The following is a 13160-nucleotide window of genomic DNA, read 5'->3' as shown; positions in this document are numbered from 1 at the left end:
AACTTTACGGCGTTTTTGTATACAGACAGCCGGGAAAATTGCTTTTGTTACAACCATTTACTACGATGCAACCATAAAGCAACACCACCAATAAGAACAACTAACAGAATACAAAAAATTGAAAATCCGAATTGCCATCCACCGCCAGGGATCCCACCAAGGTTGACGCCAAATAACCCTGTCAGAAACGTACTGGGTAAAAAGACCATTGCCATCAACGACATTGTATAAGTACGACGAGCTAAATTTTCCTGCATCACCTGAGCGATTTCATCCGCCATCACGCCAGTCCGTGCTATACAGGCGTCGATTTCGTCAAGACCGCGCCCAAGGCGATCGGCAATATCCTGCATCCGACGGCGTTGGTCATCGCTCATCCACGGCAAACGTTCACTGGCAAGACGAGCATAAACATCACGTTGCGGTGCCATATAGCGACGCATCACAATTAATTGTTTGCGCAGCAGAGCCAGGAATCCACGCGGTGGAATTTGCTGATCGAGAAGATTATCTTCGAGGTCGATAATTTTATCGTGCAGCTGCTCGATAAATTCGCTGGAATGATCGGTCAACGCATCGCACACATCAACCAGCCACCCCCCGCAATCGGTCGGACCAGTGCCCTCTTCCAGATCGCTCACCACATCGTCCAGCGCCAGCACTTTGCGTTGTCGGGTCGAAACAATTAACCGCCCGTCCATATATACACGCATGGCGACCAGTTGATCGGGGCGTTCATCGGTGCTGCCGTTTATACAGCGCAATGTAATCAGCGTGCCTTCACCGAGACGGCTGACTCGGGGCCGTGTGCTCTCGCCCGCCAGCGCATCACGTACGTTATTGGGAAGCAGCGGTGTTGTCGCCAGCCATTGGGCGCTATCATGGTGTACATAATTAAGGTGGAGCCAGCAGGGATGCGCTTCATCAATCACATCTGTATTTTCCAGCGGTTTAACGCCGCCTCTACCATCCAGCATCCATGCAAATACTGCATCCGGGACATTAACGTCCGATCCCTTAATCGCTTCCACAGTGCCTCCATCATCAACGCATTATTTTGTAGTCTAGCCTTCTGGCCCTGTTACGCAACATCTCATCACCCCATTACCCTGAAATGATTAATAAAATTCTGTCTAAATTGAATACAAAAAGCAAAATGCTTTTCCGTATACAAACCGTGTGAAGTGTTAAATAGCGTCTATCATTATCAGAATTATCTGATCATATGACGTGGCTTTTTTGCGATCGGATAGCAACAACAATTGATAAAAATAATGGGATCTCAATGATTACGCACAACTTCAATACCCTGGACTTACTCACCAGTCCTGTCTGGATCGTTTCGCCCTTTGAGGAACAGTTAATTTATGCCAACAGCGAGGCGCGACTGTTGATGCAAGACCTCACGTTTAGTCAGCTACGAACCGGTCCCTATTCCGTCTCCTCACAAAAAGAACTGCCGAAATACCTCTCCGATCTGCAAAATCAACACGATATTATCGAAATCCTCACCGTTCAGCGCAATGAAGAGGAAACAGCATTAAGCTGTCGGCTTGTTTTGCGAGAGCTGACAGAAACAGAACCGGTGATTATTTTCGAAGGTATCGAAGCACCGGCAACGCTGGGTTTAAAAGCCAGTCGCTCGACAAATTATCAGCGCAAAAAACAAGGTTTTTATGCGCGCTTTTTTCTGACTAACTCTGCGCCAATGTTGTTGATTGACCCCTCACGAGATGGCCAAATCGTTGATGCTAACCTCGCCGCTCTCAATTTCTATGGTTATAACCATGAAACGATGTGCCAGAAACATACCTGGGAAATAAATATGCTCGGGCGTCGCGTCATGCCTATCATGCATGAAATCTCGCATTTACCCGGTGGTCATAAACCTTTGAATTTTGTTCATAAACTGGCGGATGGTTCGACTCGTCATGTGCAGACCTATGCCGGGCCGATTGAAATTTATGGCGACAAGCTCATGTTATGTATTGTGCATGATATTACTGAGCAAAAACGGCTGGAGGAGCAGCTGGAACATGCTGCCCACCATGATGCGATGACAGGATTACTGAATCGGCGACAGTTTTATCACATTACCGAGCCAGGCCAAATGCAGCACCTCGCCATCGCTCAGGATTACAGCTTGTTGCTCATCGACACCGATCGTTTTAAACACATTAACGATCTCTATGGGCATTCTAAAGGTGATGAGGTGTTATGCGCCCTTGCCCGCACTCTCGAAAGTTGCGCTCGCAAAGGCGATTTGGTGTTTCGTTGGGGAGGCGAAGAGTTTGTCTTATTGCTACCAAGAACCCCACTGGATACCGCGCTTTCGCTGGCTGAAACTATCCGCGTAAGCGTGGCAAAAGTGAGTATTTCGGGCTTACCACGCTTTACTGTCAGCATTGGTGTGGCGCATCACGAAGGAAATGAAAGCATCGATGAACTGTTTAAACGCGTTGATGATGCTTTGTATCGAGCGAAAAATGATGGACGCAACCGCGTGCTGGCGGCATAAGCCACGGATGCGTCTCGTGATCAACGACTGCGCTTAGCATGGCGCTCCCAGTTTTCTTGCTTCGCCTGCGCTGTTTTACGTAGTGCGACGTAACACGCCCCGCTGCCGCCATGATGCGGTAGCGCAGTGCAATATGCCTGAACATCATCAAATTCGGTCAGCCAGCGCGCCACATAGCTGCGGACAATATTGGCATGCGATTTATCATCCCGTCCTTTGCCATGAATAATCAGCACGTTACGCAAACCATCCGCCAGGGCTTGTTGAATGAAACTGAACATCATTTTGCGGCACTCTTCCACCGGCTGGCGCAAAAGATTCAGGCTCGCCTGTTGCGGATATTTACCACTGCGCAGCTTATCCAGCACCCCATGTTGCAACCCTTCCCGCCGAAACTCCAGCGGCCGACTTAGCGGGATGATGTCGAGAAATCCAGTGGTGAGGAAATTATCAAGTTGCAGCGTGTCGATACGCTGCGGCGCACGTTGGTTACGCGTTGGATGCCAGTGGACATCTGTAGCACGTTTCAGCGGCTGGACATCTTCCATGGCGTCAAGAAACAGCGATTTGTCGTCAAGGTTCATGTAACCTCCTATGCACCTTCACACGTCGTGATTCAGACGGGTTAATTGTTCATACTTACTGCATCGTTCCCTTCACAGATTGAAACAATACTCTACTTCATACCTGTGAGTATCTGCGCAGGCGGAGCATTTTATACTAGCCTGTTAGCAGTATCGAACAGTTTAGCCCGAGTTTAATTCAGCACAGGCTCCGATCAGGATGATTTATTCATAGCAGGAACCAACAAAAATGCGATAAATAACAGACCACTGATTAGCAGAAAGGTATCCGAAAATGCCATAGTTTGCGCCTCCCTCAGCATCAATTGACTCAATAATTTGGTTGAAGCCAGTATTTCCGATGTCTGGTCACTTCCTCCGCGATTAAAAAACAAAGCACTTCTGGAAATGAAGTCATTCACCGTATGGGGAACAGAAACCATTTTTTCACCCATTCTCGAAAAATGAAAATTAGTTCGATTATTGAGAATAGAGCCACACAGGGCAATACCAATCGCGCCCCCAAGATTACGTGTTAAATTAAATACACCAGAGGCTAACTTCAGCCGTTCTTTTGGAATTCCCCCCAGCGTTAATGTTACGATGGGGGCCATCGCAAACTGCTGCGAAATCCCTCTAATTGCCTGTGGAAACAGTAACTCCTGCCATCCCCATTCGTGGGTTATAGGGGTAAAAAGATACATTGAAAACACAAATCCACCCAGCCCCGCCATCAACAGCCATCGCAGATTTATTTTTTTACTTAACCAGAAGTAAAAGGGAACAGAAAATAACTGGAAAATACCTGTTGTGCAAACGGCAAAACCTATCTCTTCGGCATTTAATCCGCGAACCCGCCCCAAAAACACAGGTATTAAATATACAGTAGAGAATATTCCAACCCCTCCAGAAAAAGAAAAAAAACATCCCAGTGTGAAATTTTTATCCTTAAAAGCATGAAGATCCATTATCGGATTGGATATTGTAAGTGTACGCGCAGCAAATAAAATAAAACTCACCAATGCCAGAACTGATGTCAGAAAAATAGTATTATCATCCAGCCATCCCCAGCGCGCTCCTTCTTCAAGGGTATATTCCAGACATCCCAGTGTCATGGCCAACAGGATAATACTCGGATAATCAGCAACTTTCAGTAAAGAGAGATCAGGTTTATCAAAATTAACCAGAAAAGGAATACTCAAAACTAAATATATGCCAGGTAATATATTGATATAAAATAGCCATCGCCAGTCGAGGTTATCAGTGATCCAGCCCCCCAGAGTTGGCCCTAGCGTCGGTGACAGTGAGGCCAGCGCACTGACTACCGCAGCAGCCAACCCCAACTCTTTACCCTGGTAATAAATAAACGCCGTCGTGAAAACTAAAGGGATCATGGATGCGCCAGCAGCTCCCTGTAAAGCACGAAAAAAAATCATGATCTGAATATTCCAAGCAAGTCCACACGCGATACTCATTAAAGTAAATATTCCCGCGGATAGAGTAAAAAGCCAACGAGTGGAAAATACCCGTGACAGCCACCCAGAGAGCGGAATAACAATAATCTCAGCAATTAAATAGCTGGTCTGAAGCCAGGCCATTTCGTCTTTACCTGCGGACAGACCACCACCTATTTCATTTAGGGATGACGATACAATTTGAATATCAAGCTGAGCAATAAATAATCCCATACACATACTGGCGAAAGCAATATGTTTACGCATAGACATCATCTCTCATCAACACTGACGGTGACGGACAGTCCCGGGCGAAGAAGTTGCTTTAATTCCTTTGCGTCGTCAAATGCAATCCGTACCGGGACACGCTGAACAATTTTGGTGAAATTGCCAGTGGCATTTTCTATCGGAATCAAGCTGAAACTGGCTCCTGTCGCTGGGGAAAGGCTTTCAATGTGACCGTGAAACACTTCCCCTTTGAGAATATCAGCACGGATCTCAGCCTTCATTCCTGGCTTCATTCCCGCTATTTGGTTTTCTTTATAATTTGCATCAACCCACAACTCACTGACTGGTACTAGTGAAACTAACGATGTGCCGCCTTCCACCCAACTGCCTGTATGGGCGCTGCGGTTTGCGACAATGCCATCAATCGGCGCACGAACAAGGGTATATTCCAGATCCAGTAGTGCCTGAGTCAAAGCGGCCTGAACTTCTTCGATACTTGCACGTACGTTTTCTTCCTGAGCAGATAAAACTGCCAGCCGTTGCTTCTCCACCAGGAAATCGTTCGCGGCTTTGCGCTCCTTTGCTGCGACCTGCTGGTAGTCAAACCTGGCGTTATCAATAATTTGTTGCGATATTGCCGCTGATTGTGCGAGTTTTTCATAACGTTCAGTATCTCGCAGGCGCTTTTGCTCCTCATGTTTTACTGCCTGCCATGTTTCACTGGCACTTTGAATTATCGACTGCTGCATCGCAATAGTGGCTTGAATGCTTTCGAGATTGGCTTTGCTACTTTTTATTTTTGCCTCAAGCCTGGCGACATTTGCACGATAATCCCGATCATCGAGACGCAGGATAATATCGCCTTTTTTTACACTCTGATTATCGCGCACCTCTATAGCAGAAATATAACCAGAAACTTTACTTGTCACCGTGGTGATATTACCACCAATGTAAGCATCATCCGTCGTCTGTATAAATCTTCCTTTGCTTACCCACCAGATAAAAAAGACAACGCCAGCCAAAAGAATACCGATCGCTACCACCCCAATAAGCTGTTTTTTAGAAATTATCATCACTCTTTACACCGTATATATCCGGAAACTTGCATACGTCATATTTAAAATTTAACATGGCTTATTTGATGATTTCTGACAAAATACCTACTGTAAATGACAATCACACTGCAACCCAAAGCATCACCAGGGCATCACATTATCGGACTGGATTCGGAACATCTGAATGGAGGTACAGTTCCCTGGCATAAACATCTCTATGCCCAGTTGCTTTACCCGGCTGAAGGAGTCGTTCGTGTATGGGCTGGAGAAAGCGTCTGGCTAGTGCATGCCAGCAGCGCGCTTTGGCTGCCCCCACAAATGCCGCATAAGTTTGTTGCGACAGGCAACGTACTTTTAAAAACCGTACTGGTTTCAGAAGCGGAAAGTGAAACGCTGGGAAAAGTTTGCTTCATGACGGGTATTTCACCCCTGTTAAGGGAATTACTAATTGCAATTAACCAACTTCCACCGTCGCAAAGTACCACAGATAAACAACAGTTACGTTTTTCAGCCCTCGAGACACTGATACTTCAGGAAATAAAAATGGGGGTGAAAATGTCACTTGAACTCCCTTGGCCAAATGATGAGCGGCTACAGCAGCTTTGTGAGAATTTGCTAAACAACCAAGGGTATCTGCCAACACTGGATAATCTAGCGGATAAAATTAACGTCAGTAGCCGTACACTCATGCGCTTATTTGTTAAAGAGACGGGATTAACATTTCGCCACTGGGTTCAGCAAATGCACGTTATTTCTGCAGTGACGCTTCTTGATGATGGATATTCGTTGACCAAAATTGCCCATCGTCTGGGCTATGCCTCAGCTGAATCGTTCGGCAATATGTTTAAGCGTCGAACGGGCTACTCGCCCGGTAAATTTACTCGTCGATTAACGATGCATGATTATGCAATCACAAGACAAATGATTTAACTTATATTTTCGTGAAATCTGTCACTGAAGAAAATTGGCAACGGATGGGTAAAACCGTTATAACACTGTCACCGGTCACCAGGACCCCAGGCCGGATTTAAGACGAGGATGCACTGCTGTGTGTACTGTAGAGTCTGGCGGATGTCGACAGGCTCTATTTTTTTATTCATTTTTTAGCCCTGTAAATAACCACATTCTCGCCGGGATTGGGGAATGAGTGACGAGATCAGTGGTGTCTGGCGGCTATCACGCCACAGATCAAATAACAGATAACCTACGGTAAAATTTCGCTGACTGGAATTATCCCACCCTCGATCCATGTGATGGCTTGCCCTCATTTCTTCAGGCAGAAAAATCAAAAAATCGCTTAATACTATCAGACTGCGACAAACCAGACGCGAAACTGGGTACTTACTATTCGTTAGTCTTACCCTATCCACTTATCTTTTTGGTGGTATGGCTGCTGATGTTGCTGGCGTGGTATCTTGTTGGCTTGCCGATAGGTCCGGGTATTTACCCACGTTTGTCTTAAGAGAGAACGGATGCTGAGATTACTTGAAGAAAAAATTGCCACGCCACTGGGTCCACTGTGGGTGATTTGCGATGAGCAATTTCGCCTGCGGGCGGTTGAATGGGAAGAGTACAGCGAACGCATGGTGCAGCTGCTGGACATCCATTATCGCAAAGAAGGCTATGAGCGCATTTCTGCCACCAACCCAGGTGGTTTAAGCGACAAGCTGCGTGAATATTTTGCCGGTAATCTTAGCATTATTGATACGCTTCCCACTGCCACGGGGGGGACGCCATTTCAGCGCGAAGTCTGGAAAACACTGCGCACTATCCCCTGCGGGCAGGTAATGCATTATGGCCAACTGGCTGAACAATTAGGCCGCCCTGGCGCGGCGCGTGCCGTTGGTGCGGCAAACGGATCGAATCCCATCAGCATCGTCGTACCTTGCCATCGGGTTATTGGCCGAAACGGCACCATGACCGGATATGCAGGCGGAGTTCAGCGAAAAGAGTGGTTATTGCGCCACGAAGGTTATCTTTTGCTGTAAACATTAAACAATTTGTGCCAGCTTGTTCACACTTTTATGTAAAGTCACCCTTAACAACTTAAGGGTTTTCAAATAGATAGACATATATTTACATCTAATATCGGAATTCTCTGCTGTTAAGGTTTGCTTAGACTTACTTGCTCCCTAAAAAGATGTTAAAATTGACAAATATCAATTACGGCTTGAGCAGACCTATGATCCCGGAAAAGCGAATTATACGGCGCATTCAGTCTGGCGGTTGTGCTATCCATTGCCAGGATTGCAGCATCAGCCAGCTTTGCATCCCGTTCACACTCAACGAACATGAGCTTGATCAGCTTGATAATATCATTGAGCGGAAGAAGCCTATTCAGAAAGGCCAGACGCTGTTTAAGGCTGGAGATGAACTTAAATCGCTTTATGCCATCCGCTCCGGTACGATTAAAAGTTATACCATCACTGAGCAAGGCGACGAGCAAATCACTGGTTTCCATTTAGCAGGCGATCTGGTGGGATTTGATGCCATCGGCAGCGGTCATCACCCGAGTTTCGCGCAGGCGCTGGAAACCTCGATGGTATGTGAAATCCCGTTCGAAACGCTGGACGATTTGTCTGGTAAAATGCCGAATCTGCGTCAGCAGATGATGCGTCTGATGAGCGGTGAAATCAAAGGCGATCAGGACATGATCCTGCTGTTGTCGAAGAAAAATGCCGAGGAACGTCTGGCTGCATTCATCTACAACCTGTCCCGTCGTTTTGCCCAACGCGGCTTCTCCCCTCGTGAATTCCGCCTGACGATGACTCGTGGTGATATCGGTAACTATCTGGGCCTGACGGTTGAAACCATCAGCCGTCTGCTGGGTCGCTTCCAGAAAAGCGGTATGCTGGCAGTCAAAGGTAAATACATCACTATCGAAAATAACGATGCGCTGGCCCAGCTTGCTGGTCACACGCGTAACGTTGCCTGATTCTTCCGCATAACTCACTATCCTTCTGTCATATCATTAAATTTTTCTGATTTATTGATCTGACAGAAGGTTCATCACTGTTTCATTCACCAGATATGGGTTAATCTTTTAATTACAAACTGCGTTGACAGTTGTTGTAAGGAGACCCTGTATGGCTATGTATCAGAACATGCTCGTTGTTATCGATCCTAACCAGGACGACCAACCAGCATTGCGGCGAGCTGTTTATTTACATCAACGGATTGGTGGCAAAATTAAAGCCTTTTTGCCGATCTATGACTTCTCATACGAAATGACCACCCTGCTCTCTCCGGACGAACGTACCGCTATGCGTCAGGGCGTCATCAGCCAGCGTACAGCCTGGATCCACGAGCAGGCAAAATATTATCTCAATGCTGGCGTTCCCATTGAAATTAAAGTGGTCTGGCATAACCGTCCTTTCGAAGCCATCATTCAGGAAGTGATCAGCGGCGGGCACGATTTGGTGCTAAAAATGGCGCACCAACATGACCGTCTGGAAGCGGTGATTTTTACGCCAACGGACTGGCATCTGTTACGCAAATGCCCAAGCCCCGTGTGGATGGTGAAAGACCAGCCGTGGCCGGAAGGGGGTAAGGCGCTGGTGGCGGTGAATCTCGCCAGTGAAGAGCCGTACCATAATGCGCTCAATGAAAAACTGGTCAAAGAGACGATCGAACTGGCAGAACAAGTCAACCATACCGAAGTTCATCTGGTTGGCGCTTATCCGGTAACGCCAATTAATATCGCGATTGAACTGCCGGAATTTGACCCGAGCGTTTATAACGATGCCATTCGTGGGCAACATTTGCTGGCAATGAAAGCTCTGCGACAGAAATTCGGCATTAATGAAAACATGACGCACGTAGAAAAAGGTCTGCCAGAAGAGGTGATTCCTGATTTGGCGGAGCACTTACAGGCGGGGATTGTGGTTCTGGGCACGGTCGGACGCACCGGTATTTCAGCAGCATTCCTCGGCAACACGGCGGAACAGGTGATTGATCATCTTCGCTGCGACCTGCTGGTCATTAAACCTGACCAGTATCAGACACCCGTTGAACTGGATGACGAAGAAGACGATTAACGACTCTTCAATAACTGACAAGGCCCGAGTTATCGGGCCTATTTTTTACTTACTGCTCTTCGCCGCCAAGGAAATAAATTCCCAACGGGATTGCCAGCAACACAGTAAAGACCAGGCTATAAACAAAAATCATCGATGACTGAATCACATACATTGATGTCGTCCACTCAGACAGCGGAATATTGTACTGTTCTATAACGCCGCCGATGGTCGCGCGAGTCACAACCGACGCCGCAATAATGAAAACCGCCAACAAACCAAAGAGAAATTTCTTCCCTTTCGCTGACTTCAGTTTCGCCATAATCATGATGTAATCCTTGTGCAGACAAATTTTTTGTTACCTAAACGTAACAATACCATGACATTTCACCGTTGTCTGCTCTGAAAACCTCACCTCTTAGCTGGATTTACAATCAACGCATTGATTAGTTAGCTAATGTTGCTACTTCCTTCCCTGACTATTGATGATCTGAATGAATTGTCGCGGTAAAATAGTCCCGCCAGGGGTTTCCGGCATGACGACAATTATCTGGAGGAGCCTGATAAAACAATGATCGCTGAACTGTTTACAAATAATGCGCTTAATCTGGTCATTATTTTCGGTAGCTGCGCAGCATTGATTCTGATGAGCTTTTGGTTTCGCCGTGGAAATCGTAAAAGAAAAGGATTTTTATTCCATGCGGTGCAATTTTTAATCTACACCATAATTATTAGTGCTGTTGGTAGCATCATTAACTATGTTATAGAAAACTATAAACTCAAATTTATCACCCCAGGCGTTATCGATTTTATCTGTACGTCCCTGATTGCGGTTATTCTGACGATTAAGCTATTTCTGCTGATTAATCAGTTTGAAAAACAGCAGATTAAAAAAGGTCGCGATATCACCAGTGCGCGGATCATGTCGCGCATTATCAAAATCACCATTATTGTGGTGCTTGTTCTGCTTTATGGCGAACATTTCGGCATGAGCCTTTCTGGCTTGTTGACCTTTGGTGGTATTGGTGGTCTGGCTGTCGGTATGGCCGGTAAAGATATTCTGAGTAACTTCTTTTCCGGGATTATGCTCTATTTCGACCGTCCTTTCAGTATTGGCGACTGGATCCGTTCACCGGACAGAAATATCGAAGGTACAGTAGCGGAAATTGGCTGGCGAATTACCAAAATTAAGACCTTTGATAATCGTCCATTGTACGTACCGAACTCGCTGTTTTCGTCGATCAGCGTAGAAAATCCTGGACGAATGACCAACCGGCGCATTACCACGACCATTGGTTTACGTTATGAGGATGCGGCAAAAGTGGGCGTTATTGTCGAAGCCGTACGTGAGATGCTGAAAAATCACCCGGCCATCGACCAGCGACAAACCTTACTGGTTTATTTCAACCAGTTTGCTGATTCGTCATTAAATATTATGGTTTATTGCTTTACCAAAACCACGGTATGGGCTGAATGGCTTGCTGCACAGCAAGACGTTTATTTGAAGATTATCGATATTGTACAGTCACACGGCGCGGACTTTGCCTTCCCCAGCCAGACGCTGTATATGGATAACATTACACCGGCGGACCAGGGTCGCTAAATCAGACATCACTGGCGTTATCCACAAGGGTAACGCCAGTTCTCATCACATCAATGCTTCACAATATACATAGTCCGACTGTACGCCACATCTTCAGGGTTGTTAATGGGATAACCTTTCAGCCACGGCTTGATTAATCGTCCATTGGTATATTGATAAATTGGTGCAATCGGTGCTTGCTCCATGAGGATTTTTTCTGCCGCGTTGTAATCGGCATTACGCGCTTTAACGGTATTTTCCGTCGATGCCTGGGCCAGAACTTTGTCATATGCCGGATTGTTAAAGCGTGAAATATTCCCGGAATGCGTTGACGTTAATAATGTCAGGAAAGTGGAGGGTTCATTATAATCCCCTACCCACGAGGCGCGGATAACATCAAAATTGCCGGTATTACGGCTATCGATATAGGTTTTCCATTCCTGGTTTTGCAATTTAACATCTACGCCCAGGTTCTTTTTCCACATCGATGCTACAGCAATCGCAATTTTTTGATGGTTTTCTGAAGTGTTATACAAAAGCGTCAGCTTCAGCGGTTTTTGCGGACCATAACCAGCGGCGCTCAACAAAGTTTTTGCCTGCGCATTCAGTTCTTCCTGACTCATTTGTTCAAACGGCGAAGGTTCCGGCGTAAATCCCGCGGTAACATCTGGTGTAAAATGCCACGCTGGCTTTTCGCCCGTCCCCAACACTTTTTCGGTCATCAGGCGGCGATCTATCGTCATACTTAATGCCAGGCGAACACGCTGATCTGCCGTCGGCCCTTTTTGCGTGTTAAACGCATAATAATAGGTCCCGAGCTGCGGCGGCGTATAAACCTGCCCCGGAATATCCTTCAACAGCTTCTGATACATATTTTTCGGGAAGGATTCGGTGATATCAATATCCCCCGCGAGATAACGCTTAGTGGCTGCGGATTCCTGATTAATTGGCAGGAAGGTCACTTTTTGCAGTACCGTTTTGGCGTTATCCCAATAATGGGTATTCGGCACTACGACCAGTTTTTCATTGACTACGCGCTCTTTAAGAACATAAGCGCCATTGCCGATCAGATTTCCGGGTTTCGTCCACTCTTTACTGCTTTCTACGTTGGCTTTTTGCACCGGGAAGAAGGCAAAGTTAGCGGTTAAATTCACAAACCACGGCAACGGTTTATCAAGCTGGATTTTCAAAGTATGGGCATCAACTGCGGTAACGCCAAGCTGGTCAGGCGTGGCTTTACCATCAATAATCGCCTGTGCGTTGTTGATTCCCGCCAGCGCGGCAAACCATGCAAATGGCGAAAGCGTTTTCGGGTCCACCAGACGTTGCCAGCTGTAGACAAAATCTTGCGCCGTTACCGGTGTGCCATCCGCCCATTTTGCGTTATCGCGCAGGGTAAAAGTCCAGATACGGTTGTCATTACTTTTCCACTGAGTCGCAACGCCGGGGACAATCTCCCCTTTCTCGTTCTGATTCACCAGTCCTTCAAACAGATCGCGAATGACCTGAATCTCCGGCAGGCCCACGGCTTTAGCGGGATCCAGCGACGCTGGCTCATCTTTAATGTGGCGCACCAGCTCCTGCTTCTCTGCCAGTACTGTGCCGCTCGGAACTTCAGCAGCATACGAAAGAGAAATGCTGCTGACCAACAGCGCACAACACGTGACTGAAACAGAGTGCTTCATAAGTTTCCCTCTAACCGACATTAAAATTGATGCGTAATTATTTGTTTCGCCTTAAAGAA

Annotated in this window: 12 protein-coding genes and 2 pseudogenes; 7 read left to right on the top strand and 7 right to left on the bottom strand. The window is 46.6% G+C overall.

The genetic code is table 11. The features are described 5' to 3' along the window. Nucleotides 1-47 precede the first annotated feature (47 nt). Together zntB and ydaN are read right to left on the bottom strand one after the other, a co-directional pair. Nucleotides 48-1031 carry a zinc transporter ZntB gene (zntB, locus tag ACJHX4_RS14125; protein ID WP_000387388.1) on the bottom strand — a complete coding sequence of 328 codons (984 nt, stop codon included), beginning with the start codon at nucleotides 1029-1031 and terminating at the stop codon, nucleotides 48-50. Between the two features lie 13 nt (nucleotides 1032-1044). Further along, nucleotides 1045-1092, bottom strand: coding sequence for a protein YnaN (ydaN, locus tag ACJHX4_RS14120; protein ID WP_211180494.1), 48 nt, complete (start codon nucleotides 1090-1092; stop codon nucleotides 1045-1047). Between the two features lie 193 nt (nucleotides 1093-1285). On the opposite strand from ydaN, the gene dgcM reads away from it, so the two are divergent. Then, the gene (gene dgcM, locus ACJHX4_RS14115; RefSeq protein WP_001296045.1) at nucleotides 1286-2518 is read left to right on the top strand and encodes a diguanylate cyclase DgcM; all 1233 of its coding nucleotides are present in this window, start codon (nucleotides 1286-1288) and stop codon (nucleotides 2516-2518) included. A gap of 20 nt (nucleotides 2519-2538) precedes the next feature. Here the strand turns inward: dgcM and smrA are convergent, their stop codons facing one another. From smrA to ACJHX4_RS14100, 3 genes and pseudogenes are all read right to left on the bottom strand, one after another. Then, nucleotides 2539-3102, bottom strand: coding sequence for a DNA endonuclease SmrA (smrA, locus tag ACJHX4_RS14110; protein ID WP_001046838.1), 564 nt, complete (start codon nucleotides 3100-3102; stop codon nucleotides 2539-2541). A gap of 253 nt (nucleotides 3103-3355) precedes the next feature. Continuing rightward, a pseudogene (locus ACJHX4_RS14105) lies at nucleotides 3356-4811 on the bottom strand (DHA2 family efflux MFS transporter permease subunit). Next, complete coding sequence (locus tag ACJHX4_RS14100) at nucleotides 4808-5836, bottom strand: HlyD family secretion protein (RefSeq protein ID WP_000587198.1); 1029 nt, start codon at nucleotides 5834-5836, stop codon at nucleotides 4808-4810. Before ACJHX4_RS14100 ends, ACJHX4_RS14105 begins: the two are co-directional and overlap by 4 nt. Nucleotides 5837-5932: 96 nt before the next feature. Between ACJHX4_RS14100 and ACJHX4_RS14095 the strand changes: the two genes are divergently transcribed. The 5 genes and pseudogenes from ACJHX4_RS14095 to uspE all read left to right on the top strand — a co-directional run bounded on the left by ACJHX4_RS14095 (nucleotide 5933) and on the right by uspE (nucleotide 9855). Then, a complete protein-coding gene (locus ACJHX4_RS14095; protein ID WP_000156573.1) occupies nucleotides 5933-6748 on the top strand; it encodes an AraC family transcriptional regulator in 816 nt (271 codons plus the stop codon). A 388-nt stretch (nucleotides 6749-7136) separates the two neighbouring features. Further along, nucleotides 7137-7280 (top strand): annotated as a pseudogene (locus ACJHX4_RS14090) (AbgT family transporter); the annotation flags it as partial. Between the two features lie 10 nt (nucleotides 7281-7290). Beyond that, nucleotides 7291-7806, top strand: a complete 516-nt coding sequence (gene ogt / locus ACJHX4_RS14085; RefSeq protein WP_000945011.1) for a methylated-DNA--[protein]-cysteine S-methyltransferase — start codon at nucleotides 7291-7293, stop codon at nucleotides 7804-7806. A gap of 194 nt (nucleotides 7807-8000) precedes the next feature. Continuing rightward, nucleotides 8001-8753 (top strand): fumarate/nitrate reduction transcriptional regulator Fnr, encoded by a 753-nt coding sequence (gene fnr / locus ACJHX4_RS14080; RefSeq protein ID WP_000611911.1) that lies wholly within the window; start codon nucleotides 8001-8003, stop codon nucleotides 8751-8753. A 151-nt stretch (nucleotides 8754-8904) separates the two neighbouring features. Continuing rightward, nucleotides 8905-9855: a universal stress protein UspE gene (gene uspE, locus ACJHX4_RS14075; RefSeq protein ID WP_001262123.1), complete on the top strand. Its 951-nt coding sequence runs from the start codon at nucleotides 8905-8907 to the stop codon at nucleotides 9853-9855. 49 nt (nucleotides 9856-9904) lie between these two features. Here uspE and ACJHX4_RS14070 read toward each other — a convergent pair whose 3' ends face one another. Continuing rightward, on the bottom strand, nucleotides 9905-10162 hold the full coding sequence (locus tag ACJHX4_RS14070; protein WP_000605090.1) for a DUF2534 family protein: 258 nt from the start codon (nucleotides 10160-10162) through the stop codon (nucleotides 9905-9907). Nucleotides 10163-10405: 243 nt separating this feature from the next. Here ACJHX4_RS14070 and ynaI point away from each other — a divergent pair, with 243 nt between their 5' ends. Continuing rightward, nucleotides 10406-11437 carry a low conductance mechanosensitive channel YnaI gene (ynaI, locus tag ACJHX4_RS14065; RefSeq protein ID WP_000559888.1) on the top strand — a complete coding sequence of 344 codons (1032 nt, stop codon included), beginning with the start codon at nucleotides 10406-10408 and terminating at the stop codon, nucleotides 11435-11437. A 50-nt stretch (nucleotides 11438-11487) separates the two neighbouring features. On the opposite strand, the gene mppA is transcribed toward ynaI, so the two are convergent. Continuing rightward, complete coding sequence (mppA, locus tag ACJHX4_RS14060; protein ID WP_000683029.1) at nucleotides 11488-13101, bottom strand: murein tripeptide ABC transporter substrate-binding protein MppA; 1614 nt, start codon at nucleotides 13099-13101, stop codon at nucleotides 11488-11490. Between the last annotated feature and the right edge of the window lie 59 nt (nucleotides 13102-13160).

It is taken from the genome of Escherichia sp. WS2035 (genome assembly GCF_046487065.1).
Lineage (GTDB): Bacteria > Pseudomonadota > Gammaproteobacteria > Enterobacterales > Enterobacteriaceae > Escherichia > Escherichia coli.
This window is presented reverse-complemented; position numbering and strand designations above follow the sequence as displayed.

What these genes read in the sequence shown, in the direction of transcription:
- uspE (WP_001262123.1), top strand. Translation starts at nt 8,905, where the DNA reads ATGGCTATGTATCAGAACATGCTCGTTGTTATCGATCCTAACCAGGAC.
- ynaI (WP_000559888.1), top strand. Translation starts at nt 10,406, where the DNA reads ATGATCGCTGAACTGTTTACAAATAATGCGCTTAATCTGGTCATTATT.
- ACJHX4_RS14070 (WP_000605090.1), bottom strand. Translation starts at nt 10,162, where the DNA reads ATGATTATGGCGAAACTGAAGTCAGCGAAAGGGAAGAAATTTCTCTTT.
- smrA (WP_001046838.1), bottom strand. Translation starts at nt 3,102, where the DNA reads ATGAACCTTGACGACAAATCGCTGTTTCTTGACGCCATGGAAGATGTC.
- fnr (WP_000611911.1), top strand. Translation starts at nt 8,001, where the DNA reads ATGATCCCGGAAAAGCGAATTATACGGCGCATTCAGTCTGGCGGTTGT.
- ACJHX4_RS14100 (WP_000587198.1), bottom strand. Translation starts at nt 5,836, where the DNA reads ATGATAATTTCTAAAAAACAGCTTATTGGGGTGGTAGCGATCGGTATT.
- ACJHX4_RS14095 (WP_000156573.1), top strand. Translation starts at nt 5,933, where the DNA reads ATGACAATCACACTGCAACCCAAAGCATCACCAGGGCATCACATTATC.
- dgcM (WP_001296045.1), top strand. Translation starts at nt 1,286, where the DNA reads ATGATTACGCACAACTTCAATACCCTGGACTTACTCACCAGTCCTGTC.
- ogt (WP_000945011.1), top strand. Translation starts at nt 7,291, where the DNA reads ATGCTGAGATTACTTGAAGAAAAAATTGCCACGCCACTGGGTCCACTG.
- mppA (WP_000683029.1), bottom strand. Translation starts at nt 13,101, where the DNA reads ATGAAGCACTCTGTTTCAGTCACGTGTTGTGCGCTGTTGGTCAGCAGC.